This is a genomic window from Streptomyces sp. NPDC091272, from assembly GCF_044757485.1.
GTDB lineage: Bacteria > Actinomycetota > Actinomycetes > Streptomycetales > Streptomycetaceae > Streptomyces.
Genome location: NZ_JBIVVC010000001.1, coordinates 520,567 through 545,454, shown reverse-complemented (window position 1 = coordinate 545,454; position 24,888 = coordinate 520,567). Strand labels below are relative to the sequence as shown.

General features: G+C 70.7%; 23 protein-coding genes. 10 read left to right on the top strand and 13 right to left on the bottom strand.

Features of this window, described 5'->3' with window-relative positions; all coding sequences use genetic code 11:
- The first annotated feature begins 127 nt into the window (after window positions 1–127).
- Genes ACIQM4_RS02100 through ACIQM4_RS02080 form a run of 5 tightly spaced genes read left to right on the top strand, consistent with a single transcriptional unit; the run spans window position 128 to window position 4,549 of the window.
- Entirely contained in the window at window positions 128–1,417 is a 1,290-nt protein-coding gene (locus tag ACIQM4_RS02100) for a condensation protein (protein WP_401584696.1), read from the top strand.
- On the top strand, window positions 1,414–2,229 hold the full coding sequence (locus tag ACIQM4_RS02095; RefSeq protein ID WP_401584693.1) for a class I SAM-dependent methyltransferase: 816 nt from the start codon (window positions 1,414–1,416) through the stop codon (window positions 2,227–2,229). Before ACIQM4_RS02100 ends, ACIQM4_RS02095 begins: the two co-directional genes overlap by 4 nt.
- On the top strand, window positions 2,229–3,152 hold the full coding sequence (locus ACIQM4_RS02090; RefSeq protein ID WP_401586044.1) for a hypothetical protein: 924 nt from the start codon (window positions 2,229–2,231) through the stop codon (window positions 3,150–3,152). Before ACIQM4_RS02095 ends, ACIQM4_RS02090 begins: the two co-directional genes overlap by 1 nt.
- Window positions 3,139–3,339: a Trm112 family protein gene (locus ACIQM4_RS02085; RefSeq protein ID WP_401584690.1), complete on the top strand. Its 201-nt coding sequence runs from the start codon at window positions 3,139–3,141 to the stop codon at window positions 3,337–3,339. The genes ACIQM4_RS02090 and ACIQM4_RS02085 overlap by 14 nt, the downstream gene beginning before the upstream one ends.
- A 22-nt stretch (window positions 3,340–3,361) precedes the next feature.
- The gene (locus tag ACIQM4_RS02080) at window positions 3,362–4,549 is read left to right on the top strand and encodes an FAD-dependent monooxygenase (protein WP_401584687.1); all 1,188 of its coding nucleotides are present in this window, start codon (window positions 3,362–3,364) and stop codon (window positions 4,547–4,549) included.
- Window positions 4,550–4,647: 98 nt separating this feature from the next.
- Here the strand turns inward: ACIQM4_RS02080 and ACIQM4_RS02075 are convergent, their stop codons facing one another.
- The 3 genes from ACIQM4_RS02075 to ACIQM4_RS02065 all read right to left on the bottom strand — a co-directional run bounded on the left by ACIQM4_RS02075 (window position 4,648) and on the right by ACIQM4_RS02065 (window position 8,008).
- Window positions 4,648–5,649: a fibronectin type III domain-containing protein gene (locus tag ACIQM4_RS02075; protein WP_401584684.1), complete on the bottom strand. Its 1,002-nt coding sequence runs from the start codon at window positions 5,647–5,649 to the stop codon at window positions 4,648–4,650.
- 229 nt (window positions 5,650–5,878) lie between these two features.
- Window positions 5,879–7,429 (bottom strand): YfcC family protein, encoded by a 1,551-nt coding sequence (locus ACIQM4_RS02070; RefSeq protein WP_401584681.1) that lies wholly within the window; start codon window positions 7,427–7,429, stop codon window positions 5,879–5,881.
- A gap of 117 nt (window positions 7,430–7,546) precedes the next feature.
- Window positions 7,547–8,008, bottom strand: coding sequence for a DUF6194 family protein (locus ACIQM4_RS02065; RefSeq protein ID WP_401586041.1), 462 nt, complete (start codon window positions 8,006–8,008; stop codon window positions 7,547–7,549).
- A gap of 59 nt (window positions 8,009–8,067) precedes the next feature.
- Here ACIQM4_RS02065 and ACIQM4_RS02060 point away from each other — a divergent pair, with 59 nt between their 5' ends.
- The gene (locus ACIQM4_RS02060; RefSeq protein WP_401584679.1) at window positions 8,068–8,862 is read left to right on the top strand and encodes a MerR family transcriptional regulator; all 795 of its coding nucleotides are present in this window, start codon (window positions 8,068–8,070) and stop codon (window positions 8,860–8,862) included.
- 312 nt (window positions 8,863–9,174) lie between these two features.
- On the opposite strand, the gene ACIQM4_RS02055 is transcribed toward ACIQM4_RS02060, so the two are convergent.
- Complete coding sequence (locus ACIQM4_RS02055) at window positions 9,175–9,855, bottom strand: alpha/beta fold hydrolase (protein WP_401584676.1); 681 nt, start codon at window positions 9,853–9,855, stop codon at window positions 9,175–9,177.
- Window positions 9,856–10,003: 148 nt separating this feature from the next.
- Between ACIQM4_RS02055 and ACIQM4_RS02050 the strand changes: the two genes are divergently transcribed.
- Window positions 10,004–10,849 (top strand): chitosanase, encoded by an 846-nt coding sequence (locus tag ACIQM4_RS02050; RefSeq protein WP_401584673.1) that lies wholly within the window; start codon window positions 10,004–10,006, stop codon window positions 10,847–10,849.
- A 97-nt stretch (window positions 10,850–10,946) separates the two neighbouring features.
- Here the strand turns inward: ACIQM4_RS02050 and ACIQM4_RS02045 are convergent, their stop codons facing one another.
- The 8 genes from ACIQM4_RS02045 to ACIQM4_RS02010 all read right to left on the bottom strand — a co-directional run bounded on the left by ACIQM4_RS02045 (window position 10,947) and on the right by ACIQM4_RS02010 (window position 18,389).
- Window positions 10,947–12,317 carry a nucleobase:cation symporter-2 family protein gene (locus tag ACIQM4_RS02045; RefSeq protein ID WP_401586038.1) on the bottom strand — a complete coding sequence of 457 codons (1,371 nt, stop codon included), beginning with the start codon at window positions 12,315–12,317 and terminating at the stop codon, window positions 10,947–10,949.
- Window positions 12,318–12,728: 411 nt separating this feature from the next.
- Window positions 12,729–14,141: an 8-oxoguanine deaminase gene (locus ACIQM4_RS02040; protein ID WP_401584670.1), complete on the bottom strand. Its 1,413-nt coding sequence runs from the start codon at window positions 14,139–14,141 to the stop codon at window positions 12,729–12,731.
- 45 nt (window positions 14,142–14,186) lie between these two features.
- On the bottom strand, window positions 14,187–15,629 hold the full coding sequence (locus tag ACIQM4_RS02035) for a nucleobase:cation symporter-2 family protein (protein WP_401584668.1): 1,443 nt from the start codon (window positions 15,627–15,629) through the stop codon (window positions 14,187–14,189).
- A gap of 72 nt (window positions 15,630–15,701) precedes the next feature.
- On the bottom strand, window positions 15,702–16,625 hold the full coding sequence (pucL, locus tag ACIQM4_RS02030; RefSeq protein ID WP_401584666.1) for a factor-independent urate hydroxylase: 924 nt from the start codon (window positions 16,623–16,625) through the stop codon (window positions 15,702–15,704).
- A gap of 5 nt (window positions 16,626–16,630) precedes the next feature.
- The gene (gene uraH, locus ACIQM4_RS02025; protein ID WP_401584663.1) at window positions 16,631–17,032 is read right to left on the bottom strand and encodes a hydroxyisourate hydrolase; all 402 of its coding nucleotides are present in this window, start codon (window positions 17,030–17,032) and stop codon (window positions 16,631–16,633) included.
- A gap of 1 nt (window position 17,033) precedes the next feature.
- Window positions 17,034–17,561: a 2-oxo-4-hydroxy-4-carboxy-5-ureidoimidazoline decarboxylase gene (gene uraD / locus ACIQM4_RS02020; protein ID WP_401584660.1), complete on the bottom strand. Its 528-nt coding sequence runs from the start codon at window positions 17,559–17,561 to the stop codon at window positions 17,034–17,036.
- Between the two features lie 199 nt (window positions 17,562–17,760).
- Complete coding sequence (locus ACIQM4_RS02015; protein WP_401584657.1) at window positions 17,761–18,138, bottom strand: helix-turn-helix domain-containing protein; 378 nt, start codon at window positions 18,136–18,138, stop codon at window positions 17,761–17,763.
- Window positions 18,138–18,389 (bottom strand): hypothetical protein, encoded by a 252-nt coding sequence (locus ACIQM4_RS02010; protein WP_401584655.1) that lies wholly within the window; start codon window positions 18,387–18,389, stop codon window positions 18,138–18,140. The genes ACIQM4_RS02015 and ACIQM4_RS02010 overlap by 1 nt, the downstream gene beginning before the upstream one ends.
- A 125-nt stretch (window positions 18,390–18,514) precedes the next feature.
- On the opposite strand from ACIQM4_RS02010, the gene ACIQM4_RS02005 reads away from it, so the two are divergent.
- The 3 genes from ACIQM4_RS02005 to ACIQM4_RS01995 all read left to right on the top strand — a co-directional run bounded on the left by ACIQM4_RS02005 (window position 18,515) and on the right by ACIQM4_RS01995 (window position 22,024).
- Window positions 18,515–19,354: a TIM barrel protein gene (locus ACIQM4_RS02005; protein ID WP_401584652.1), complete on the top strand. Its 840-nt coding sequence runs from the start codon at window positions 18,515–18,517 to the stop codon at window positions 19,352–19,354.
- Window positions 19,355–19,435: 81 nt separating this feature from the next.
- On the top strand, window positions 19,436–20,326 hold the full coding sequence (locus ACIQM4_RS02000; protein WP_401584649.1) for a 2-hydroxy-3-oxopropionate reductase: 891 nt from the start codon (window positions 19,436–19,438) through the stop codon (window positions 20,324–20,326).
- A 237-nt stretch (window positions 20,327–20,563) separates the two neighbouring features.
- Window positions 20,564–22,024: a catalase gene (locus ACIQM4_RS01995; protein ID WP_401584646.1), complete on the top strand. Its 1,461-nt coding sequence runs from the start codon at window positions 20,564–20,566 to the stop codon at window positions 22,022–22,024.
- An 837-nt stretch (window positions 22,025–22,861) separates the two neighbouring features.
- On the opposite strand, the gene gcl is transcribed toward ACIQM4_RS01995, so the two are convergent.
- Window positions 22,862–24,646, bottom strand: coding sequence for a glyoxylate carboligase (gene gcl, locus ACIQM4_RS01990; protein WP_401584643.1), 1,785 nt, complete (start codon window positions 24,644–24,646; stop codon window positions 22,862–22,864).
- Between the last annotated feature and the right edge of the window lie 242 nt (window positions 24,647–24,888).

Genomic DNA, 24,888 nt, shown 5'->3' with positions numbered 1-24,888 from the left:
CCGCCCCGGGCCCCCTCGGTGGCCCCGCACGGAGCGCACACACTCCGCACCCGGCCCTCTCACCGCGGCCCCCGCGACCCACCGACCGCCGCACTCCGCTCCCGCACCCCTTCGAGGAGATCGGACCATGACCACCGTGCAGCACCCGCTCCCCCGCCCGGCGCCCGCCCGCTCGCACTCCCCCTTCACCGTCGTGGACGAGATCACCCGCCACTGCCTCGATCCCCGCGAACCCGAGACCGTGCACATCGAGGTGCACCTCCCCCACCCCCCGCACCCCGAGCGCCTGCGCTCCGCCTTCCTCGACGCACTCGGGCGTCACCCCCGCATACTGATGCGCGAGGCCCCCGGCCCCTGGTACCGGCGCCGCTACGAGTGGGAGCTCACCGGGCGGCCCGACACCGACGACGTCGTCACCTTCCTCCCGCCGGGGCCCGACGCCCTTCCCCTCGCCAGGGCCCGCGCCCTCGCGCAGGCTCCGCCGCTCTCCCTCTCGCCGCCGATCCGGCTGGAGGTCATCGGGAGCGTCCTCGTCCTGGTCATCAACCACACCGCCCTCGACGGGCCCGCCTGCCTGCGCATCCTGGCGACGGCGGCCGAGATATACGGCGGCCGGGACAACTCCCCCGCGACCGGCGCCACCCCCGCCAGACCCGAACCGCACCCGCGACTCCAGCCACCGTCGAGCGGGTTCGGTCCGGTCGCGCGGGTCGCCGCCGGCTCCCCCGGCGCGCCGGGCAACGGCATGCTCGTCGCGGACCTGCCCGTTCCGCGCCGGCCGGCCGAGGCTCCGTACACCGTCAACGACCAGCTGCTGGTGGCCACCGCCCGGATGATCGCCGAGTGGAACCGCGAACGAGGCAGTGGGCTGCGGCCGTTGCGGATCACCATGCCGGTCGACGACCGCCCCAGGGGAGCGGACATGCCCATCGGGAACGGCACGCGGCTGGTCGAGGTGCCGTACGGACTGGACGAGTTGGGGGAGGACACGGTGGCGTTGCTGCGGCGGACGGCGGAGCGCACCCGCGCCCTGAAGTCCCTGCCCCGACCGCAGCTCGGCCACGGCGCTACGCTCCTGACCGCTCCCGTCGTCCCCGTGACCCTGCGGGCCGCGCTCACCCGTCGACTGCGCCGCGTCGCCGCGCCGTGGACGTCCACGACGCTGCTCAGCAACATCGGGCGGGTGCCCTACCCGCTGGACTTCGGCGACGGGGTGGGGCGGGCCGGCGCGGTCTGGTTCTCGGCGCCCGCCCGGATGCCGCGCGGGCTGACCGTCACCACCGCCAGCACCGGCGGGCGGCTGCATCTCGCGCTGCGCTGGTCGGGCGCCCTGCTCGGCCCGCGGGACGGCGAGCACCTGCGCGAACTCTTCGAGAAGCACCTCGACGCCACTGCCGAGGAGGGCGGTTCCGCATGAGGACGACGTCCGCGCGCGACGCAGGCGACGCCCCGGGGACCGGGGCCGGTGCCCCCGCGCCGCGGCTGCGCGACTTCTACGAGGACCCCGCCGTGCCCGTCGCCTCCGGCGCCGCCCGCAGCCTGCGGCAGGCACGGATGCTCGCCGGGGCCCTGGCGGGCACCCCCGGCGCCACCGTCCTCGACATCGGCTGCGGTGACGGCACCGCCGCGGTGACCGCCGCGCCGCTGCTCCCCGGGCACCGGATCGTCGGCGTCGACTGGTCGCAGGACGCGCTGCGGCGCGCGCGGGCACGGTTCACGGCCGTCCCGCGCGAGATCGACGCGGTACGGGGCGAACTCACCGACGGCGGACTGCCGTTCGCCTCGGGGACGGCCGACGCGGTGCTGTTCAGCGAGGTGATCGAGCATCTCGTCGACCCGGACGGCGCGCTGGAGGAGATCCGCCGCGTGCTCGTGCCCGGCGGGCACCTGATGCTGTCCACGCCGAACCTGGCCGCCTGGTACAACCGGGCGCTCCTGCTGGCCGGTGTGCAGCCGGTGTTCTCCGAGGTAAGCCTGCGCGGCATCCACGGGCGCCCGGGAAAGGAGGTCGTCGGCCATCTGCGGCTGTACACGGCGCGCGCGTTGCGGGAGTTCCTCGGCGCCTGCGGATTCGACGTCGTGCGCGTCGCGGGCGCGCCCTTCCACGGGGTGCCACGCCCGCTGCGTCCGCTGGACCGGCTGGCGTGCGCCGCTCCGTCCGCCGCGTCGATCCTGCTGGTGCACGCGCGCCGACGGGACGGCGCCGCCGGAGAGCGGGGCCGCCGGTGATGTGGTGGGGCGTGGCGGCCGCGCTGCTCGCGAACGTTCTGTACAGCGCCGGATTCGTGCTGCAGAAAAGGGCGTTGGGCGCCCTTCCGGGACTGGACGTGCGACGCCCGGTGCGCGCGGTGCGGCTGCTGCTCGGCAGCCTGCCGTGGCTCGGCGGTTCGCTGGCACTGGCGGGCGGGTTCGCCGCGCAGCTCGTGGTCTACCGCACGCTGCCGATGGCCGTCGCCCAGGCGCTCTTCATCTCGGGCCTGGTGCTGCTCCTGCTGCTGTCCTCACGCGCGCTCGGCGAGCGCACCTCGGGGCGCGAGCGCCTTGCGATGGCAGCGGTCGTGGCGGCGCTGCTGATGGTGGTGTTCTCCCTGGACCGGGGCGGCGAGGTGGTCGGCGCGGACTCGCCCGCCCCGTTGATCCTGCTGCTCAGTGGGGTGAGCATCTATGCGGGCGTGCGGGTGTACACGGCGGCGGACCGCAGGAGCGGCTCCCGCGCCAGGCCGACGAGCGGTGTGCCCTACGGTGTGGCCGTGGGCCTCGTCTACGGGGTCAGCTCCCTCGCCATCAAGGGCGTGTCGGGCCGGCTGGACCTGCGCGACCTGCCGGGTACCGCTGCCGCGATCCTCACCTCCCCGTACCCCTATCTGCTGCTCGTGACGGGGGCAATCGGCCTGGTGCTCTCCCAGACCGCGCTGCAGCGCTGCCGTGCCTCCCTCGTGGTCCCCGTCTGCACCACGACCTCCTGTCTGTACACCGCCACGCTCGGCACCCTCGCCTTCGGGGAGTCCCTCCCCGACGACCCGCTGCGGCTGGCCCTGCGGGTCGTCGGCGCCGTGCTCGCGGTGGCGGTCCTGCTGGCCCTGCCCTCCACCGAGACCGCCGCCCCCGAACAGGCGGCCCCCGAACAGGAAGTGAGCCATGAACCCCACTGACCCCCTGCTCAAGATCCTCGCCTGCCCGCTCGACAAGGGCCCCCTGACCCTGCTCCCCGCCGAGAACGCCCTCTACAACCCGCGGCTGCACCGGCGTTACCCGATCGTCGACGGCATTCCCCAGCTCCTGCCCTCCTCGGGCGAGCAGGTCGACGAGAGCGAGCACCGCCGTCTCGTCGGGCCCTGAACGCCCCTGCCACAATGAACACATGATCAAGAAGAGCAGGGTCGCCGTCGTGGGCGGCAGCATCGCCGGATGTGCGGCGGCACTGGCCGCGCACCGGGGCGGCGCGGACGAGATCACCGTGTACGAGCGTGCGGACGGGCGGCTGGCCGCGCGTGGCGTGGGGGTCGCGGTGCACGGCGTCAGGTACGCGGAGCTGGCGGCCGCCGGTTTCCTGGACGCCGACATCCCGTGGGTCGGGCTGAGCCACCGCACCTGGTACGTACGCGACGACTCGGCGCCCTCGCCGCTCGGCCGCCCGCTCACCGAGTCGCAGTTCGACTTCCGCACGTACAACTGGGGCCCGTTGTGGCGGGAGTTGCGCACCCGGGTGCCCGAATCGGTGGACTTCCGTACCGGCAGCGCGGTCAAGCAGGTCCAGCTCACCTCCCGTGGCGTGGAGCTGGACGGCGAGCCGTACGACCTCGCGATCGGCGCCGACGGCATCCGCTCCCTGGTGCGTACCGCGGCCTGTCCCGGCGTCGAGCCCGAGTACGCGGGATATCTCGCCTGGCGGGGCGCCTACCCCGAGTCGGAGCTGCCCGACGCGCATCTGTGGCCCAAGGACCAGTGCGCCTACGTGGTGTTCGACGGCGGGCACATCGTCATCTACCGCATCCCCGACGACACGGGCGGCCACCGGGTGAACTGGGTCTTCTACACCGTGCCGCCGCCCGGCTTCACCCTCCCGGCCGAGGGCGGGCGCCTGCTCACCGCCGAATTGGCGGGCCGCCTCGCCGAGATCACCGCGCACCAACTCCCTCCCTTCTTCCGCGCGTTGATCGAGGCCACCCCGGAGCGGGAGCGGTTCGTACAGCCGCTGTACGACTTCACCGCGCCGCAGTACGCCACCGACCGGCTCGCCCTGGTGGGTGACGCCGCGACGGTGGCCCGTCCGCACACCGGGGCCGGGGCGGTGAAGGCCCTGCAGGACGCCACCGCCCTCCAGTCGGCCTTCGTCGCCGCCGGCACGGGGAGCGCGGCGCTCGCCGCGTACGGCGCCGAACGCACCCCCGTCGGCCGCACCATGGTCGACCTGGGCCGCAGTCTTGGCCGCGCGCTCGTGCAGGAAACCCCGGACTGGGGCTCGATGAGCCGGGACGACCTCGCCGCGTTCTGGCGGCGGGCGGACGGGAGCGGGGCGTTCGGCGGCAGCCGGCTGCCGCGCGACTGAGGTCCGCCACGTACGAGCGGCTCGACCCTGTGCCCGCTGATCGGCGCCCCGTACCGCCCCGCCGCGCACGCGAGGGACGGCGCCCCGTACCGCTGGCGTCAGCTCCCGGCGCCGACCACCGTCCGCTGGGCGGAGAAGTCCCCCCATTTCCCGTCCGGCAGCTTGGCGCGCAGCTTGACGGTGTAGCGGGTGCCGGGTGGTTCCGTGACGGTGAGGGTGTACGTCACGGGCCCCGGCTCGGGGGGCGCGCCCCACGCGATCGTGGTGGCGAAGCTGCCGTTCAGGTACAGCTGGTACTCCTTCACCTCGCCGCCGGTGCGCGGCTGGGTCCAGCGGAGCCGCAGCGTGCGCTCCCCCGCCTCCGCCCGCGCGGTCACGGTCAGCCCCGTGGGCGCGGTGGACGGGCCCTTGCCCGGTCCCGGAGCGGTCGTCAGGTCGAGGGAGTTGCTGTCCTGCGAGGAGTTCTCCGCGGCGTCCCTGGCCCGCACCGTGAAGGTGTAGACCGTGCCGGGGCGGAGCCCCTCGACGCGGGTGCGGGTCTCGGTGCCCGGCACGCTGTGGATGCGCGAGTCCTCCTGGTAGATGTCGTACGAGGTGACGCCGACGGTGTCCGTGGCGCGCTGCCAGGAGAGCGTCACCGAGCGGGCGCCGTCCGCCGTGCCCCGCAGCAGGGTGGGGCGGGTCGGCGGCTTCCGGTCGTCCGGCGTGGGGGCCGGGGTCTTCGCGGCGACCGCGGCGCTCGGGGCGGAGAGGTTGCCCGCGCCGTCCCGGGCGCGGACGGTGAAGGCGTACGCCTGCGAGGGGGCGAGCCGGTCGACGTCGGCCATGGTGGTCTCCGCCGCGACCGCCTTGACCTTCTTCCCCTTCTCGTAGATCTCGTAGCCGGTCACACCCCGGTCGTCCGTCGAAGGGCTCCACATGACGTGCACGGAGGTGGCACTGCCGGCCTGGGCGCTCACCCCCGCGGGTGTGGACGGTTTCGTGCGGTCGGCGGGCGGCGCCGCGTGCGAGCCGCCCCCGCAGGCGGTCGCGGTGAGCAGCAGCAGGGAACAGGCCGTCAGGGCGCGAACGGTGGGGCGTTGCACAGCCGGACCTCTCATCCGTGGGGTCGCCGCGGGGAGACCCGCGGGAGGACAGGAGTATTGGTCCAGACCTGTATGCCACGGTTGACCGCCGCGGACAAGGGTTCGCACGGCCTTCGGGGCGGCGGCCTTCGGGTACGCCCTGCGTCGATACCGCGGGCGGCCTTCGGGCACGCCCTGCGTCGATACCGCGCGCGACCTTCGGGCACGCCCCACGTCACCACCGCGGGCGGTCTTCGGGCACGCCCTATGTCAGCACCGCGCCCGCCGCCACGAAGCCGCCGATCAGGACCGCCAGGATCACCAACAGCGGCCATACGAACCGCAGATACCTGTCGTAGCCCACCTTGGCGAGGGCCACCCCGCCGATCGTGACCGCGGTGGTGGGCACCCACATGTTCATCAGCCCGCTCGCGGACTGCCAGGCAGTGACGACCACCGCGCGGGAGACCCCCGCGAAGTCGGCGAGCGGCGCGAGGATCGGCATGGCGAGCGTCGCGTGACCCGAGGTGGAGGGGATCAGGAAGGCGAGCGGCAGGTTGACCACGAAGACGATCACCGCGAAGAACGCGGACGACGTCCCGGTCACGACGCCCTCCACCGCGTGCAACACGGTGTCCGTGATCCGGGAGTTGTTCATGATGACGGTGACCCCGCGCGCGAGCACGATCACCAGGGCCGGGGAGACGAAGTCCGCCGCGCCCTGCGTGATCGTCGCACTCAGCTTCTTCTCACCGAACCGCGCGACGAGTCCGACCACGACCGCGGCGACGAGGAAGAGGGCCGCCAACTGCGGGAAGGACCAACCCAGTTCGAAGGAGTAGGGAGTCGCGTCCGCGTCGCCGGTCAACGCGCTCGACCACGGTACGACCGAGAAGATCATGAAGGCGAAGGTGACCGCGACCAGGACGAGCAGCACCTTGTGCAGCGCGGTCAGCGGCGGCGGTTCGACCGCTTCCGCCGCCGACTGTTCGTGGTCGCCGGGCAGGAAACCGGAGAGCGAACGGCCGGGGTCGCGCCGGACGCGTTTCGCGTACCGGATGACGTAACCGATCGTCACGCCCGTCAGCACCACCCACATCACCGCGCGCAGCACGATGCCGTCGCCGAGCGAGATTCCGGCGGCCGAGGAGGCGACCCCGGTCGCGAAGGGGTTCACGGTGGAGCACAGGACCCCCACCCCGGCGCCGAGGATGATCGTGCCGGTCGCCACCATCCGGTCGTACCCGAGGGCGAGCATCAGCGGCACGACCAGCCCGTAAAAGCCGAGGGTCTCCTCCGCGAACCCCTCCACCGTCCCGAGCAGCGCGAAGACCAGCATCACGCCCGCGATCAGCAGCGCCCCTCGCGCGCGCAGCCGGTGGGCGAGGCGGCCGATCCCGCGGTCGAGGGCGCCGGTCGCGAAGACGACCGTGATGAACGCGCCGATGGCGAGCACGAAGAGGAAGACGCCCGCGCTGCCGTACAGCTCGCCCGCGAGGTCAGGGCCGACCTGCCCGGACTTCTCGTCCTGCACGCCGTACAGACCGTTCACCGGCGAGAGGAAGAGGTCGCCGAGCCGGTCGGTGAAGCTCTGGCCGGAGGGGACACGGTGGTACGTGCCCTGGATCGGCGAGCCGTTCGCGTCGCGGTCGTACGTGCCGGAGGGGACCAGGAAGGCGAGCAGCCAGACGCCGAGCGTGACGACGGCCAGGATGGTGAGGGCGCTGGGGAAGCTGAACCTCCGCCTGCGGCCGTCCGCGGGACCCGGCGGTGGATCCTGCGCCGGGTCCGGCTGGGGCTCGGTTGCCGTGCTCATGTTGATCAATGGATCACAGCGACTGCCGATCCGCATCCGCAGTAACCACGAGGTCCAGGCGGCAGCGGTCAACCGGGCCCGGGGTCGAACGGCCGGACCGTCAGGTCACTCAGCAGGTCACTCACCTCGGCGCCGCAGCGAGCGGATCCGGGCCGACTCGTGAGCCGCGCGCAGCAGCCGCAGCACCGTCTCCGTCGTGCGGTCGCCGGGACTGACGACGCAGATCCAGCCGAGTTCGCCGTACACCGGGTGCGGCAGCACGCGGTCGGTCACCGTGTGGTCCACGGCGGTCCGGTCCACCTCGCGCGGCTGCGCCCCGACGAGTTCGCGGAACGTGGCCCGGTCGACGTGCACATTGACCCGCCAGCGGTCCGGCGCGTCCAGGGCGGAAGCGGTGTCGCCCGGGTGGTCCTTGGTGACGATCGTCGCGAAGGGCTGAACCGTCGTCGGCATCCGGCCGTCCGGGGCGTGGTAGAAGAACGCGTCGCCCCACGCCTGCTCGGGAAGGCCGTCACCCGGCTGCGGGGCCACCACCAGCGCGCCGGGCAGGGCGCGCACGGCGGCGATGATCTGGTCCATACTCGTGGTCGTCGTCATGGTTCAAGCATCACCTTCAAGTGCTTGTGTGGGGTTCGCCGATGTCCGAACGCACCGGAGGCTCACCGGGAGCGCCCCTGGGAACCGCCCGGGTGGCCGCGGAGTCCGGGTACTCACTGCAGCAGGTCCGTGACCTGGAGCGGCTGGGCGTCCTGCCGCCCGCGGTCCGGGCCGCCAACGGCTACCGGTCCTACAGCCCGCTGCACGTACGGGCGCTGCGCGCCTACCGCGGACTCGCGGAGGCGGCCGGTCCCGTCGAGGCCCGCCGGCTGCTCACCGGGGTGTGGCAGGGGTCCCTCGCGGACGCCGCCTCGGCCCTCGGCGAGGTCCACGTCCGGCTCGCCCGGGAACGCACCGAGGCAATGCGTGCCCAGGAGTCCCTGCGCGAGATCGCGGCGGAGGAGGGGGCCGGGGGCAGTGGAGAGGTCGCGACGGAGGGAGCAACCGGGGTCTGCGGCGCCGACGGTGACTCGATGACGATCACCGAGCTGGCCGGTGCACTCGGTGTACGGGCCTCGGCCCTGCGGTTCTGGGAGCAGGAGGGGCTGGTCACTCCCGAGCGGGTGACCTCGCTGCGGGCCCGCCGCTACGGCCCCGCCGCCGTGGCGGCGGCCCGGATCGTGGTGGCGCTGCGCGGCGCGGGACACGGGGTCCCCGCCGTGCGCGAAGTGCTCGGCCGGCTCCGGGAGGGCGGCGGCCCGCAGGAGACCGCGCGTGTCCTGCAGGAACGGCTCGACAAGATCGCCACGCGGACGGTGGCCCTGCTCCGGGCAGGCTCGGACCTGGCGGCGGTGATCGAGGCGCGGGAGGCAGAACCCGGGAGCGGCGGACGCTGAGCCGCGGCACCGAACAGCGCGAGGTCGCGGCCCCGCAGTACCGGAGGTCGCCGCCCGCCCATCGCACCCGCCCAAGGACGCGGGCCCCGGGCCTGGCCCCTCAACGCGGCCCGCGGGCCGCACCTGAAGTCGCGTGCCGCCCTCCGTGCTTGAGGTCGCCGTCCGGCGGCCGTGCCCGAGGATGAGGCCCGGGCCTCACCCGACGTCGCGACCGCCCGCCGTCCCCGACGCCGCGGGCCTCATCCGACGTCGCGACCGCCCGCCGTCCCCGGACGCCGCGGCCCGTCCCCGGCCCGTGCCCCGCGCGCCGCCTCAGCTGGTGAAGAAGTCGCTCACCTTGTCCGCGAACTGCTGCGGCTGCCGTTCGTGGATCCGGTGGCCGCCGGGGAGCGCGATCTGCGCGCAGTCGGGGATGCGGTCGGCCATCTCCGGGAGGTCCTCCTGGGACATCTCGCTCTCCGAGCCGCCGGTGATCATCAGCGTCGGGGCGACGATCTCGCCGAGCCGCTCCACCCACTCCTGGGGCGGATTCTCGATCTGGGACCGGATCCCCTCCATCGCGTTCTCGTCGTAGTCGACCGGCCCGTCCTGCGGAAGCGGGTCCTGCGCGCCCTCGAACGGGGCAGGTGTCTCCTCCAGCACCAGGCGCTCCACCCGGTCCGGGTACTCCTGTGCCAGGAGGTAGGCGACGATGCCGCCCATGCCGTGGCCGACCACGCCCGCGCGGTCGATCTTCGCCTCCTCGATGAAGCCGAGCACGTCGTCCCGCATGAGTTCGAGTTCGTACTCGTCGGGCCAGTCGCTCTCGCCGTGGCCGCGCAGATCGAGTGCGTGCACCCGCCATTCCTCGCCGAGCGCCTGCCCGGCCTTCTCCCAGCTCGCGGCGGAGCTGCCAATTCCGTGCAGCAGGATTACCGGGTTGCCGTGCTGGTCGCCCCAGGAGCGGTACGCCATGCGTACGTCGCCCACATCGACGACGGAGTGATCTTCCATGCCTCCGACGGTACAGGGACGGCACGGACACCAGGATCGACGGGTGAGGCCGCGTCGCCCCGGAGGGTGTAGGAAGACACCTGCCGGGTCAGGTGAGCGGAACGTACCGCCCACGCGGATGGAACTGTTGTGGCCGGGTCCCCGTCGAATGGTGGCCCGGCGTCCACGAAAGCACCTCGGAGGTCCCGTGCAACTCGCCCGCCGCGGCCGGAACGCAGCCCGCGCCCTCCTGGGGCTCACGCTCGCCGCCTCCCCCACCACCTCGGTGGCCGCCGTGCCCGGGGAGGATCCGGGGCTGCGGGACCCGGGCAGGAAGGAGCTCGCGATGCGGCTCGTGTCCAGCGCAGAGAACTCCTCGCTCGCCTGGCAGGAGCAGTACCGCTACATCGAGGACATCGGTGACGGCCGCGGTTACACGGCCGGGATCATCGGCTTCTGCTCGGGGACCGGGGACATGCTGGAGCTGGTCGAGCGCTACAGCGCCGTGGACCCCGGCAACGTACTGGAGAAGTACCTGCCGGCCCTGCGCGAGGTGAACGGTTCGGACTCGCACCGCGGGCTCGGCTCCCGCTTCGTACGGGACTGGCAGAAGGCGGCGCGGGACCGGGAGTTCAAGGAGGCGCAGAACCACGAGCGCGACCGGGTGTACTTCGACCCGGCGCTGCGGAGCGCGCAGCAGGACGGGCTCGGGGCGCTCGGTCAGTTCGTCTACTACGACGCGATGGTGATGCACGGGGCGGGCGGCCGGGACGGCTTCGACGCGATCAGGCGCAGTGCGCTCGCGAAGGCGGCGCCGCCGTCGCGGGGCGGCGACCAGGGCGCTTATCTGCACGCCTTCCTGGACGCGCGGCGGAGCACGATGAAGCGCGAGGCCGCGCACGAGGACACCAGCCGGATCGACACCGCGCAACGGCGCTTCGTGCGCGAGGGCAACTTCGCACTGCGCACGCCGCTGGTGTGGCAGGTGTACGGCGACGACTTCAGGGTCGACTGACCGGGCCGGCGCGACTCCCGGCAATCAAGCTGACAGTACGTCAACTGCCGGTGGCCGTACGGGAGTACCGTACGGCCACCGGCAGGTCGGGGGTGACTCAGTGGGCGGCCGCGACCGGCTTCCCACCCTTCTCGCTGCGCTGCGAGATCTCCCCGCCGGGCTCCATCGGGGCCGTGACGTCGTCCTCGTCGGTTCGCTTGCCGGTGTGGTTGAAGACGAGGTTGAGGAGCACCGCGGCCAGGCAGCCGGTCGAGATGCCGGAGTCCAGGATGATCTTCGCGGTCTCCGGGAAGTGGTGGTAGAAGGTCGGGGCAGCGATCGGGATGATGCCGACCGCGAGCGACACGGCCACGATCAGGACGTTGTTGTCCTTCTCCAGGCCCGCCTTGACCAGGGTCTGGATGCCGCTGGCCGCGACCGACCCGAAGAGCACGATGCCGGCGCCGCCGAGCACCGGGCGCGGGACGACCGCGATGAGCGAGGCCGCGATCGGACACAGACCCATCAGGATCAGGAAGCCGCCGCCCGCCGCCACCACGAACCGGCTGCGGATCCTGGTCATCGCGACCAGGCCGATGTTCTGCGCGAAGGCGCTGCACATGAAGCCGTTGAACAGCGGGCTGACCGCCGAACCGAGGGCGTCCGCGCGCAGGCCCGCCGCGATGGTCTTCTCGTCGGCGGGACGCTCGACGATCTCACCGAGGGCCAGCATGTCGGCGGTGGACTCGGTCATGCAGACGAGCATCACCACGCACATCGAGATGATCGCGGCGACCGCGAACTGCGGGGCCCCGAAGTGGAACGGCGTCGGGAAGCCGATGACGCTCGCCTCGGTGACCGCCGTGAAGTCGGTGGCGCCGAAGGGGATCGCGATGAGCGTGCCGATGACCAGGCCGAGGAGTACGGCGATCTGCTTGACGAAGCCGCGGGTGAAGCGGCGCAGCAGCAGCACGATGACGAGTGTGATCCCGGCGAGCCCGAGGAAGGTCGTCGAACCGTAGTCCGCGGCCTTGGGGTCGGGGCCCTGCGCCCAGCCGAAGGCGACGGGCAGCAGCGAGACGCCTATCAGGGTGATGACCGAGCCGGTGACGACCGGCGGGAAGAAGCGCACCAGCTTGGAGAAGTAGGGGGCGGCTATGAACCCCAGTACGGACGCGACGATGACCGCGCCGAAGATGACGGGGAGCGCGTCCTCCTTGTCCTGGCCGCTCGCGATGGCGAGCATCGGGGCGACTCCGGCGAAGGTGACGCCGTTGACGAAGGGGAGGCGGGCGCCGATCTTCCAGAACCCGAGGGTCTGCAGGAGGGTGGCGAGGCCGGCCATGAAAAGGCTGGCACCGGTGAGGAAGGTGAGTTCCTTGCCGGAGAGGCCCACGGCGGCGCCGACGATGAGCGGCGGCGCGACGACGCCCGCGTACATGGCGGCGACGTGCTGGAGGCCGGTCGTGGCGAGTTTCAGGGGAGGCATTCCCTGGTCGACCGGGTGCTTTCCGGTCGAGGTGGAGCTGGGTGCCGCGGTGTTGTCGGGAGTGGTCTTCTCCTCGGCGGTGCCGTCCGTCGAAGAGCCTTGCGCGGTGAACCTGGGCGTCTTGGCCACAGCGTCCTCCTGTCGATTCCAGTGCCGTCGTTGGCACGTGCTTCAGGGAGGTGGTGCGTATGCAAGTGCTGGTAAAGCTCAGGGGGGTGCGGAAGGTGCTGTCTGTGCCGTTCGCCCGGATACGCCGGACCGCCCCGGGGGCGTGAAGCGTTGGGCCACGCCCCCGGGAACGGCTCCTGAGCAGCCCGCTCGGCTGCTCAGTTCCGGCCGGGAGCCGTCCCTCCCGGCCGGAATCTCAAGTGCTCGTCCAGGACGAGCCGCGGTGGTACGAGGTGATCGGCGTCAGCGGTGCTGCGCGGCAACCCGCGCGAGTCGCTGCGCCTCGTCCCGCGCGCTGCGGGCGATGGCGTCCTCGTCCACCGTGATCAGGTGGCTGTCCTCGACCACGGCACGGCCGTTGATCAGGGACACGGTGACCGGTGCCGCCGCGCCGAAGACGATGGCGGTGACCGGGTCGGCGATGGTGGAGTGGCCGAGGCCGTCGATCTTCCACATCACCAGGTCCGCGAGCTTGCCGGCTTCGAGTGAGCCGATCTGGGCTGCGCGGCCCAGGACTTGGGCGCCTCCGAAGGTGCCGAGGCGGAGCGCCTGGCGGGCGTTGAGGGCCCGCTCGCGGTGCTCGGTGTTGAGGCGGTTGATGAGCAGCGCGTTGCGCAGCTCGGTGTGCAGCTCGCCCGACTCGTTGGAGGCGGTGCCGTCGACGCCGAGGCCGACCGGGACGCCCGCCTTGAGCATGTCGGGGACCCGGGCGATGCCCGCGGCGAGCCGGGCGTTGGAGGAGGGGCAGTGCGCGACGCCGGTGCCGGTACGGGCGAAGGCGGCGATGTCGGAGTCGTTCATGTGCACGCAGTGCGCCATCCACACGTCACTGCCGAGCCAGCCCGTCGACTCGAAGTAGTCGGTGGGGCCCATCCCGAACAGCTCGTGGCAGAACTTCTCCTCCTCCACCGTCTCACTGCCGTGGGTGTGCAGCCTGACCCCCTTGCGGCGGGCCAACTCGGCGCCCTGGCGCATGAGTTCGGTGGAGACGGAGAACGGCGAGCAGGGGGCGACGGCGATCTGCGTCATCGCGTCGAAGGACGCGTCGTGGTGCAGGTCGACCGTGGCCTCGGTGGCGGCGAGCGCACCCTCCAGGGACTCCACCGCGAAGTCCGGCGGCAGGCCGCCGTCGGACTCGCCGCGGTCCATCGAGCCCCGGGCGAGGGTGAACCGTACGCCCATGTCCTTGGCAGCGCCGACGATCGCCGACGAGAGGTCGCCGGAGCCCCGCGGGAAGACGTAGTGGTGGTCCATGGCGGTGGTCACACCCCCGCGGGCCATCATCGCCAGGGAGCCCTGGGCTGCCGCCGTCACCATCTGCTCGTCGATCCGCGCCCAGGTCGGGTACAGAGCGGTGAGCCAGTCGAAGAGGTTGTGGTCGGTGGCCAGGCCCCGGGTGATCCACTGGTAGAAGTGGTGGTGCGTGTTGACCAGGCCCGGGGTGAGAAGGTGGCCGGTGCCGTCGATGCGGCGGACCACGTTCTGCAGACCTGCGGGCGCCTTGCCCGCGCCGATGGACTCGATCCGGTTGCCCGCGACGACGACGTGGCCCGACGCGTATTCCGTGTCCTGGGCGTCGACGGTCGCGATCGCGCAGTTCTCGATGACGATACGCGTCACGTCACTGCCCGAAGCCTGTGCTGCCGGTGCTGCCATGGGGCTGCTTCCTTTACCTCTTTGACGAATGGGCACGGCAGGACCCTAGGAGGATTTGAGTGCCACGGACGGCGCTGGGGCGCGACGCTCGCGGGTGCCGAGATGGTGGAAGAACAGGTTGAGCAGTACCGCGACCAGTGCGCCGGCGCTGATGCCGGAGCCCAGCACGGTCTGTGCCCAGGCGGGGAAGTCCGCGTAGAAGGTCGGCGCGGCGAGCGGGATGATGCCCGCGCCGAGCGCCACCGCGACGAGGATGATGTTCGAGCTGTCGTCGAGTCCGGCCTCGGAGAGGGTACGGATACCGCTCACCGCGATGGAGCCGAAGAGGACGATTCCGGCGCCGCCCAGTACCGGCATCGGCACCATGGAGACGACCGCGCCGAGCACCGGGAAGACACCGAGGAAGATCAGCGCGCCGCCGGCGACGGCGACGACGTACCTGCTGCGTACCCGGGTCAGGGTGACGACGCCGACGTTCTGGGCGAAGGCACTGGTCGGGAAGCCGCCGAAGACCGGTCCGACCAGGGTGGCGATGCCGTCGGTGCGCAGACCGCGGGTGATGGTCCGCCCGTCGCAGTCGCGTTCGCAGATCTTGCCGAGGGCGAGCATCCCGGCCGACGACTCGGTCATCAGGACCAGCATCACGATGCACAGCGAGAGGATCGCGGCGGGCTGGAACTCGGGGGCGCCGAAGGCGAAGGGGGCGGGCAGGGCCGCGATCGGGGCTTCCTTCAGACCGCTGAAGTCGGCGAGGCCGAACGGGATGGCGACGAGCGTGCCGATCAGCATGCCGAACAGCAGGGCGACCTGCTTGACGAAGCCGGTGCCGAAGCGCTGGATCAGCAGGATCACGACGAGCGTGAAGGCGGCGAGCGCCAGGTACTTCATGTCGCCGAAGTCGGCGGCGTCCTTGTTGCCGCCCTGTGCCCAGGCGACCGGCACGGGCATCAGCGTGACGCCGATGAGGGTGATGACGACACCGGTGACGAGCGGCGGGAAGAAGCGGAGCAGCTTGCCGAAGAAGGGGCCGACGGCCAGGCAGAAGACTCCCGCCACCATCACCGCGCCGTAGATGGCGGGCAGTTGGTGGCCGGGGGCGCTGGTCTCGGCGATGGCGAGCATGGGGGCGATGCCCGCGGACGACGCGGCGTTGACGAAGGGCAGCCGGTTGCCGGCGAACTTCGTGAGGCCGATGGTCTGGAGGATCGTGGCGAGGCCCGCGATCAGCAGGCTGGCGGCGATCAGCCGGGTCATCCCGGCGGCGTCCAGGCCGCAGGCCTGGCCGATGATGAGCGGAGGGGTGACGACGCCGGCATACATGGCGGCGATGTGCTGGAGCGCGGCGGGGACGAGCCGCTTGGCGGGGAGCTTCTCGTCCACCGGGTGCACGGGGTCGAGGAGATCGACCGGCTCGCCCAGTGGGGTGCTCTCCTCTTTACGGGTGGAACACGGGCCTTCTGCTGCCGGCCCCGTTGCAGGCTGTGCCATGGATGTTCGTTCCCTCCGGTCCGTCGGCGCCGCTCCCTACTGCGGGTGGGGAGCGGCGCGGACGTGACCGCGTCAGAGGTTGGTCATGTCGACCGGGATCTGCGGCTCGACTCCGTCCCGCAGGATGGTGGCCTCGATGAGGCCGTACGGGCGGTCGGCGGCGAAATAGACCTCGTTGTCGTTCTTCAGCCCGAACGGTTCGAGGTCGACCAGGAAGTGGTGGTTGTTGGGCAGCGAGAAGCGGATCTCGTCGATCTCGCTCCGGCTGTTGATGACCCGCGAACCCATTTGGTAGAGCGTCTGCTGCAGCGAGAGGGAGTAGGTCTCGGCGAAGGCCTGCAGGATGTGCTTCTTGGCCTGCGCGTACGACTTCTCCCAGTTGGGCATCCGCATCTCGTCGCTGGTCCAGTTGTAACGCCAGGCGGCGGAGACGTCGGTGCACAGGATGCGGTCGTACGCCTCCTTCAGCGTCGTGTACCTGTCCTTGACGTAGCCCCAGAACTCCGAGTTGGTGGAGTTCATGACCGTGAGGTCCTTGAGGCCCGAGATGATCTCCCAGTTCTCACCGTCGAAGGTGATCTGGGTGGTGCGCAGCTCCTGGCCCTTGCGGGCGAAGGAGTGGTTCACCTCGTCGGAGCCGATGAACTTCGAGTTGTTGTCCGAGGTCGCGATGCGCTCCCAGGAGTACTCCTCGATGCGGATCCGGGCGCGCTTGATCGGCTCCTGCGAGGTCACGAAGTGCCGGGCGAGGTGGATGCCGAACTGCTCGGCGGACTCGATCCCGTACTCCTTGGCGAAGGCGTACACCGTGTTCTTGGTGGTGTCCGTCGGCAGGACGTTCGCGTTGGAGCCGGAGAGGTGGACGTCTGACATGTCGCCGGAGAGGGCGACCGAGACGTTCAGGTCCTTGATGTGGTGGGTGTCGCCGTCCCGCGTGATCTTGACGACACGGTTCTCTGCTTTGCCGTACTGGTTCTGGCCGAGAATGGTGGGCATCGGTGCTAGCTCCCTCGGTATACGGAGTAGCCGAACGGGTTGAGCAGCAGCGGTACGTGGAAGTGTTCGCCCGGTACGACGGCGAAGGTGATCGCCACTTCCGGGAAGAACGCGCCGCTGTCCCTTACGCGGGGGGCGTCCTGCTGAGCCTCGGCTTCGGTCTCGCTGGTCTTGTTCGAGAAGTAGGTCTCGGTCTCGAAGTCGAGCCGGACGTGGGTCGTGCCCTCCGGCAGGGCCGGGAGGTCCTTGCAGCGCCCGTCCGCGTCGGTCTTCGAACCGCCGAGCGTCACCCACTCGGCGCCACTGCCGCTGCGGGCGGTGAGCGCGATGGCGACGCCCTCGGCGGGGCGGCCGATGCTGGTGTCCAGGATGTGCGTGGACACCGAGGCGGTGGTTGCGGTACTCATCTCAGTTCTCTTCTCCTGAATCCGCGGGGGATTCCACGAGGCGGGTCAGCCGGATGCGGTTGATCTTGCCCAGTTCGGCGCGGACGATCTCCCGCTCCTGCTCGGGCGAGTTGCCGCTCCGCTCACGCACCGCGTCGCGCATCTGCTCACCGGTGGCGCCGGTGGCACAGATCAGGAACACGTGTCCAAACTTCTCCTGGTATGCCAGGTTCAGTTCGAGCATCTCGGCCTTGAGTTCCTCGGAGGCGCCGGCCATTCCGCGCTGCTCGCGGGAGGAAGTCGGGTCCCCGGGCTTCGGGCGGCCGATGGGCGGGTGCCCCGACATCGCTTCGGAGAGGTCCTCGGCGGTGAGCTCCGCGAGTGCGGCGTCACTGGCGAGAAAGAGTTGTTCTGCGGTGGCGTACGGGCGCTGAGCGATGAGCTTGCTCCCCCACGCCGAGCTGGCACACACCTCGTGGAGTTCGGCCTGGGCCGCGCTCTCGGGGAGGGTGTTGAACCGGGTGAGGCCCGGTGTCTGGACCGAAGTCACGGGAGCCTCCGTGGCCTTGTGCTGGACGGGCTGGGCATAGCTAACGCTCTCAACAACTGGACGTCAACAGTTTGTTGAAAGTTCGCGAAGACAAAAGCCGCCGTCCCCAAGCGGGAACGGCGGCGACTCAAAATGATCGATCAAATGGGGGGTGCTGCGGGAGGACAAATCGGGCGGCCTGCCGCTCACGGTGGGGCAACTAGTCCGCCTTGGCGGTGTTTTCCCTGTTCAGGTAGTTGTAGACGGTGAAACGCGAGACACCGAGCGCGCCCGCCACGGTCTCCACACCGTGCCGTACGGAGAAGGCACCGCGTGCCTCCAGGGTCCGTACGACCGACTGTTTGGCCTTGCGGTCCAGGTCGGACAGTGGCATGCCGTGCCTGCGCTCCAATGCGGCCAGGATGTGATCCAGGGAGTCCGACAGTTGCGGGAGCCGCACGGCGACCACGTCCTCGCCCTCCCAGGCGAGGACCACATCGTCGCGACCGGCTCCCGCCGGGTCCATCATTTCGGCGCCCATTGCGTCTACCAGCGGCTTTATCGCCGTGACCAGTGGGTGATCCCCGGGTTCCGTCACTACTTCTCGCCCTCCCCGATCACATTGACCTGCAACGAGACGCGAGTGGCTCCGGTGGCCAGGGACCTCCGGAGCAGTGCGTCGACCGCGGTGAGCACCGCGTCCGCACCGCCTTCCGCCGTATTGCCGAAGGGGCCCACGTCGACGGCGTCCAGCTCGGCCGCCTGGATCACCTCTCGGGCAGCCACCGCATGGGGCGGCGCCTCGTCGAGATCGAAGGGCTCGGTCGTGAACTCCACTCTCAATCGCACGCGCACAACCTACTGCGCGAGGGACGAAATCCGGGACCCCCTCTTGACAAGTACGGCGCTCCAACTGCAACCTTCCATCAAGCAGAAAACAACTTCCGCGATACGGAAGGAGCGCCGAACACCCCATGGGCTACTCGGACCACCGCTTCAATGTGAACCTCTCGATCCTCTTCACGGAACTCCCGCTTCTGGAGCGCCCGGCGGCAGCAGCCGCGGCCGGCTTCACCGCGGTCGAGCTGTGGTGGCCCTGGATCGACGCACCGACCCCAGAGCAGTCGGAGCTCGACGCCCTCAGGAAGGCGCTCGGCGACGCCGGCACCCAGCTCGTGGGCCTGAACTTCTACGCCGGAAAGCTTCCCGGCCCCGACCGCGGAGCACTCTCGCTCCCCGGTGAGGAGTCGGACCGCTTCCGCGCCAACATCGACGTCGCGGCAGACTTCGCCGCCTCGGTGGGCTGCAAGGCGCTGAACGCGCTCTACGGCAACCGCGTCGAGGGCGTCGACCCGCAGGACCAGGACGCCCTGGCGCTGGAGAACCTCGTCACGGCGGCCCGCGCGGCCGACCGCGTCGGAGCGATCCTGCTGATCGAGGCCCTGAACAAGCCGGAGTCGCCGCTCTACCCGCTGGTGAGCGCACCGTCCGCGGTCGAGGTCGTCGACAAGGTCAACGAGGCGACGGGGCTCGGCAACGCCAAGTTCCTGCTCGACCTCTACCACCTGTCGATGAACGGCGAGGACCTGCACCAGGTCATCGACGCGTACGCCGACAAGGCCGGCCACGTGCAGATCGCCGACAACCCGGGCCGTGGCGCGCCGGGCACCGGAGGCCTGGACTTCACCGATCTGCTCGACCGCCTCAAGAAGGCCGGTTACGAGGGCTGGATCGGCCTGGAGTACAAGCCGGGCGACGCCCCCAGCGCGGACGCCTTCGAGTGGCTGGACAAGCCGCTCCGCGCCGCCAAGTGACGCTCGCGGGCCCGCCCGTAAGCGCGTGCCGGCCCGCCGACTGAACTTTTTGACACGGTTTTTGAGAGAGGCAGTACCCTCATGAGCACGCTTCCCAAGGTCGGTTTCATCGGTCTCGGCATCATGGGCTCCCCCATGTCCGAGAACCTGCTGAAGGCCGGATACGACGTCACCGGGTACACCCTGGAGCAGGCGAAGATCGACCGCCTCGCCGCCGCGGGCGGCAAGGGCGCGTCCTCCATCGCCGAGGCGGTCAAGGACGCCGACGTCATCGTCACGATGGTGCCGGCCTCCCCCCAGGTCGAGGCCATCGCCTACGGCGAGGACGGCATCCTGGAGAACGCGAAGTCCGGCGCGCTCCTGATCGACATGTCCTCGATCACCCCGCAGACCTCGGTGGACCTCGCAAAGGCCGCCAAGGACAAGGGCATCCGCGTGCTGGACGCCCCGGTGTCCGGCGGCGAGGCCGGCGCGATCGAGGCCGTACTCTCCATCATGGTCGGCGGTGAGCAGGCGGACTTCGACGCCGCCAAGCCGCTCCTGGAGGCCCTCGGCAAGACCATCGTGCTGTGCGGTCCGCACGGTTCGGGCCAGACGGTGAAGGCCGCCAACCAGCTGATCGTCGCGGTCAACATCCAGGCGTGCGCCGAGGCCGTGGTCTTCCTGGAGAAGTCCGGCGTGGACCTCTCCGCGGCCCTCGACGTCCTCAACGGTGGTCTGGCCGGCTCCACGGTCCTGACCCGCAAGAAGGACAACTTCCTCAAGCGCGACTTCGCGCCCGGCTTCCGGATCGACCTGCACCACAAGGACATGGGCATCGTCACCGACGCCGCCCGCAACGTCGGTGCGGCCCTCCCGGTCGGCGCGGTCGTCGCCCAGCTGGTCGCCTCGCTGCGCGCCCAGGGCGACGGCGGTCTCGACCACTCCGCGCTGCTGCGCGCGGTCGAGCGGCTCTCCGGCCAGCAGGTCTGAGTCCCGTCGGGCCATCCGGCCTGACCTGCGGCTTCTCCGGTTCTTCGAGGGGAAGCCGCCCCCAATCTCCGGGTTGCGGCGGCGCTGACACCTGTCCTGTCGCGCCCAGGCGCCGCCGCGACCCGGGTCCCACACTTGCTCCACCCTTAAATTCAACAAACTGTTGACGCCGCGTTCTCCGCGTACTTACGCTCCTCACGCCGCCAGCAGATCCCGCAGGAAGGTCCCAAGGTCACCATGTCGAAGCGTGTGCTCACGACCGAGTCAGGCGCCCCGGTCGCCGACAACCAGAATTCCGCCTCCGCCGGTGTCGGTGGCCCGCTCCTCCTCCAGGACCAGCACCTGCTGGAGAAGCTCGCCCGCTTCAACCGTGAGCGCATCCCGGAGCGTGTCGTCCACGCCCGCGGTTCCGGTGCCTACGGATACTTCGAGGTCACCGACGACGTCACCGGCTTCACCCGCGCCAACTTCCTCTCCGAGGTCGGCAAGCGGACCGAGACGTTCATCCGCTTCTCCACCGTCGCGGACAGCCTCGGCGGGTCGGACGCGGTCCGCGACCCGCGCGGCTTCGCGCTGAAGTTCTACACCGAAGAGGGCAACTACGACCTCGTCGGCAACAACACCCCGGTGTTCTTCATCAAGGACCCGATCAAGTTCCCGGACTTCATCCACTCGCAGAAGCGCGACCCGTTCACGGGCCAGCAGGAGCCGGACAACGTCTGGGACTTCTGGGCGCACTCCCCCGAGGCGACGCACCAGGTCACCTACCTGATGGGCGACCGCGGCATCCCCGCCTCGTACCGTCACATGAACGGCTACGGCTCGCACACCTACCAGTGGACGAACGCCGAGGGCGAGGCCTTCTTCGTCAAGTACCACTTCAAGACGAACCAGGGCATCCGCTCGCTCTCGTCCGAGCAGGCGGCGGAGATCGTCGGCAAGGACGGCAACTCGCACCAGACGGACCTGCTCCAGGCCATCGAGCGCGGCGTCAACCCGTCCTGGACGCTGTACGTCCAGATCATGCCGGCGGCCGAGGCGGCGGACTACCGCTTCAACCCGTTCGACGTGACGAAGGTCTGGCCGCACGCGGACTACCCGCTGCAGCGCGTGGGCCGCCTGGTCCTGGACCGCAACCCGGACAACGTCTTCGCCGAGGTCGAGCAGGCCGCGTTCTCGCCGAACAACTTCGTCCCCGGCATCACCGCTTCCCCGGACAAGATGCTCCAGGGCCGCATGTTCGCCTACGCGGACGCGCACCGCTACCGCCTGGGCGTCAACCACACCCAGCTGCCGGTGAACGCGCCGAAGAACGCGCCCGCCGACAACTACGGCCGGGACGGCTCCTACGCCACCCGCTACGGCTCGCGCCACGACAAGAACTACGAGCCCAACTCGTACGACGGTCCCGCGCAGACGGACGCGGCGCTGGGCGCCCCGGCCGAGCTGTCCGGCTGGACGGGTACCTACACCACCGCCCAGCACGTCAAGGACGACCACTTCTTCCAGGCCGGTGAGCTCTACCGGCTGATGTCGTCCGACGAGCAGGCCCGTCTGATCGCCAACATCGCCGGCGGCCTCTCGCAGGTCACCCGCGACGACGTGGTCGAGAAGAACCTCGCCCACTTCCACGCCGCCGACCCGGAGTACGGCAAGCGCGTCGAAGAGGCCGTCCGCGAGCTGCGTGACGACAACTGATTCCCTGACTGCGGACGGGTGCTGACGGGAGGTCAGCAACTGTCCGCTGTCCGTACCGGCGGCCCGAATGAGGGGTGGCCGACGGTACGGACACGAACGAGGACCGCGGCGGCGGGCGAGCCAGTGCGGTGGTGAAGGCCACCGGGCGCTCCCCTCGACCTGAAGAGCGGAAGCACCCGGCGGCTCATCGCTGCCGCCGCGGCCTCATTCAGCACGACGTCTCATGACGTGCACAGCGGTGCGGGCCGGTCCCTTACGGGGACCGGCCCGCACCGCTTTTTCGTGTGCTCGCCCGTGGGCGTGGCCAGACGCGCGGTGGCCGGTGGCCGTCGTGGCGTCCACGGCCACGGGGGCGCGGACCGCGGACGGACCGCGGGCGGGCCGCGAGCCGGCCGCGGGGCCGCGGAGCTGGGCGGCGGCTACGGCGGCACCCGGGGCTGCCACCCGGCCGGATTGCTGCGGGGCGCTGACACGTCCTCGTGGGGTGGACCGCAGCGGTCCAGGGAGGCGTCCACGGAGGCGTCCCTGCAGGGGCACCGGGCGGCGGTGCGCGGTGGCGGGGTTCGTACCGCCGGCATGCATACAGGGCACCGGGGCGGGCGACGCGGTGGGGGGCTCGTGTACCTGCGCGGCGGCGGTGGCGGGGCTCGTGTACCTGCGCGGCGGCGGGCGCGACCCGGGTCCTCCCAGCACCGTGGGCGCGCGAGGTACCCGTCCCCCTCGTACGCCCGCGGTACACCGCCCTCACCCGCCCGCGTACCGGGCCGCCGACGCACGCGAGAGGGCCGGTCGCCCTGACTGCGGCGACCGGCCCTCTCGTACTGCTGCTACTGCTGGTTACTCACCCACGAACGCACGGACCGCGGTCGGTGCGTGGCCGGGCTCGGTCACGACGTCCTCCCACTCGTTGACGGCGTCGATGCCGGTGCCGCTCATCGAGATGTTCGTGATGCGCTCCAGGATCGCCTCGACGACGACCGGCACCCGGTACTCGGCGGCCAGCTTCTTGGCCTGCTCGAAGGCGGGCAGCAGCTGGTCGGGCTCGGTGACCCGGATGGCCTTGCAGCCGAGGCCCTCGACGACCTTGACGTGGTCCACGCCGTAGACGCCCAGCTCGGGCGAGTTGATGTTCTCGAACTCCAGGTTGACCTGGAAGTTGATGTCCAGGTTGCGCTGGGCCTGGCGGATGAGGCCCAGGTAGGAGTTGTTCACCAGCACGTGCACGTACGGGATGTTGTGCTGCGCGCCGACGGCCAGCTCTTCGAGCATGAACTGGAAGTCGTAGTCGCCGGAGAGCGCGACGACCTGGCCCTCGGGGTCGGCGGTGGCGACGCCCAGCGCGGCCGGGATCGTCCAGCCGAGCGGGCCGGCCTGGCCGCAGTTGATCCAGTGGCGCGGCTTGTAGACGTGCAGCATCTGCGCGCCGGCGATCTGGGAGAGGCCGATCGTGGTGACGTACCGGGTCTCCGGGCCGAAGGCCTTGTTCATCTCCTCGTACACGCGCTGCGGCTTGAGCGGCACGTTGTCGAAGTGCGTGCGGCGCTGGAGCTTGGCCTTGCGGTCCTGGGTGGAGGCGGCCCACGCGCTGCGGTCGGGGAGCTTGCCCTCGGCCTTGAGCTCCTTGGCGACCTGGACGAACAGCTCCAGGGCGGCCTTGGCGTCGGAGGCGATGCCGTAGTCCGGGGCGAAGATCTTGCCCAGCTGGGTGGGCTCGATGTCGACGTGGACGAACTTGCGGCCCTCGGTGTAGACGGCGAGGTCGCCGGTGTGGCGGTTGGCCCACCGGTTGCCGATGCCGAGGACGAAGTCGGACTCCAGGAAGTTCGCGTTGCCGTAGCGGTGCGAGGTCTGGAGGCCCACCATGCCGGCGTTCAGCTCGTGGTCGTCGGCCAGGATGCCCCAGCCCATCAGGGTCGGGATGACCGGGGTGCCGGTCAGCTCGGCGAACTCGACCAGCAGGTCGGTGGCGTCGGCGTTGATGATGCCGCCGCCCGCGACGATCAGCGGGCGCTGCGACTCCAGGAGGAAGGAGATGGCCTTCTCGATCTGGGCGCGGGACGCGGTCGGCTTGTAGACCGGCAGCGGCTGGTACGTCTCGGGGTCGAACTCGATCTCGGTGAGCTGCACGTCGATCGGCAGGTCGATGAGGACCGGGCCCGGACGGCCGGAGCGCATCAGGTGGAAGGCCTCCTGGAAGACACCCGGGACCTGGGCGGCCTCAAGGACCGTGGTGGCCTTCTTGGTGACCGGCTTGGCGATCGACGCGATGTCGACGGCCTGGAAGTCCTCCTTGTGGAGCTTCGCGACCGGAGCCTGGCCGGTGATGCAGAGAATCGGGATCGAGTCGGCGATCGCCGAGTACAGCCCGGTGATCATGTCCGTGCCCGCGGGGCCCGAGGTACCGATGCAGACGCCGATGTTGCCTGCGTTGCTGCGGGTGTAGCCCTCGGCCATGTGGGACGCGCCCTCGACGTGGCGGGCCAGCGTGTGATCGATCCCGCCACCGGCCTGGAGGGCCTTGTAGAAGGGGTTGATCGCCGCGCCGGGCACGCCGAACGCGTGGCTCACGCCTTCGCGCTTGAGGATCTCAACTGCTGCGAGCGCAGCGGTCATACGGGGCATCGGGTCACTCCTGTGCTTCAGGCCGGTTTTCCATAATGCGGAATAACTGTTCTGCTATGTGGAAGCAACATAGAATGCGTGAGTCACGGCGTCAAGAGAGGCGTCCACGGTTCGGGCATCGGGACCCGTTCCGGCCGGGCTCGCAGGAAGAGGGGCAGGAAAGCGCCGAAGTGCCTGCCAAGTCCTCACACTTGGTGTGACCATGGACCACACAGCGCATCAGTCGTTCACGTGTTCGCGGC

Excerpts from the sequence above, each read along its gene's own strand:
- ACIQM4_RS02055 (WP_401584676.1), bottom strand. The coding sequence starts at position 9,855 with ATGGAAGATCACTCCGTCGTCGATGTGGGCGACGTACGCATGGCGTAC.
- ACIQM4_RS02050 (WP_401584673.1), top strand. The coding sequence starts at position 10,004 with ATGGTGGCCCGGCGTCCACGAAAGCACCTCGGAGGTCCCGTGCAACTC.
- ACIQM4_RS02065 (WP_401586041.1), bottom strand. The coding sequence starts at position 8,008 with ATGGACCAGATCATCGCCGCCGTGCGCGCCCTGCCCGGCGCGCTGGTG.
- uraH (WP_401584663.1), bottom strand. The coding sequence starts at position 17,032 with ATGAGTACCGCAACCACCGCCTCGGTGTCCACGCACATCCTGGACACC.
- ACIQM4_RS02035 (WP_401584668.1), bottom strand. The coding sequence starts at position 15,629 with ATGGCACAGCCTGCAACGGGGCCGGCAGCAGAAGGCCCGTGTTCCACC.
- ACIQM4_RS02060 (WP_401584679.1), top strand. The coding sequence starts at position 8,068 with ATGTCCGAACGCACCGGAGGCTCACCGGGAGCGCCCCTGGGAACCGCC.
- ACIQM4_RS02100 (WP_401584696.1), top strand. The coding sequence starts at position 128 with ATGACCACCGTGCAGCACCCGCTCCCCCGCCCGGCGCCCGCCCGCTCG.
- ACIQM4_RS02080 (WP_401584687.1), top strand. The coding sequence starts at position 3,362 with ATGATCAAGAAGAGCAGGGTCGCCGTCGTGGGCGGCAGCATCGCCGGA.
- ACIQM4_RS02095 (WP_401584693.1), top strand. The coding sequence starts at position 1,414 with ATGAGGACGACGTCCGCGCGCGACGCAGGCGACGCCCCGGGGACCGGG.
- ACIQM4_RS02040 (WP_401584670.1), bottom strand. The coding sequence starts at position 14,141 with ATGGCAGCACCGGCAGCACAGGCTTCGGGCAGTGACGTGACGCGTATC.
- ACIQM4_RS02045 (WP_401586038.1), bottom strand. The coding sequence starts at position 12,317 with ATGCCTCCCCTGAAACTCGCCACGACCGGCCTCCAGCACGTCGCCGCC.
- ACIQM4_RS01995 (WP_401584646.1), top strand. The coding sequence starts at position 20,564 with ATGTCGAAGCGTGTGCTCACGACCGAGTCAGGCGCCCCGGTCGCCGAC.
- ACIQM4_RS02090 (WP_401586044.1), top strand. The coding sequence starts at position 2,229 with ATGTGGTGGGGCGTGGCGGCCGCGCTGCTCGCGAACGTTCTGTACAGC.
- ACIQM4_RS02075 (WP_401584684.1), bottom strand. The coding sequence starts at position 5,649 with ATGAGAGGTCCGGCTGTGCAACGCCCCACCGTTCGCGCCCTGACGGCC.
- ACIQM4_RS02000 (WP_401584649.1), top strand. The coding sequence starts at position 19,436 with ATGAGCACGCTTCCCAAGGTCGGTTTCATCGGTCTCGGCATCATGGGC.
- pucL (WP_401584666.1), bottom strand. The coding sequence starts at position 16,625 with ATGCCCACCATTCTCGGCCAGAACCAGTACGGCAAAGCAGAGAACCGT.
- ACIQM4_RS02070 (WP_401584681.1), bottom strand. The coding sequence starts at position 7,429 with ATGAGCACGGCAACCGAGCCCCAGCCGGACCCGGCGCAGGATCCACCG.
- ACIQM4_RS02085 (WP_401584690.1), top strand. The coding sequence starts at position 3,139 with ATGAACCCCACTGACCCCCTGCTCAAGATCCTCGCCTGCCCGCTCGAC.
- ACIQM4_RS02005 (WP_401584652.1), top strand. The coding sequence starts at position 18,515 with ATGGGCTACTCGGACCACCGCTTCAATGTGAACCTCTCGATCCTCTTC.
- gcl (WP_401584643.1), bottom strand. The coding sequence starts at position 24,646 with ATGCCCCGTATGACCGCTGCGCTCGCAGCAGTTGAGATCCTCAAGCGC.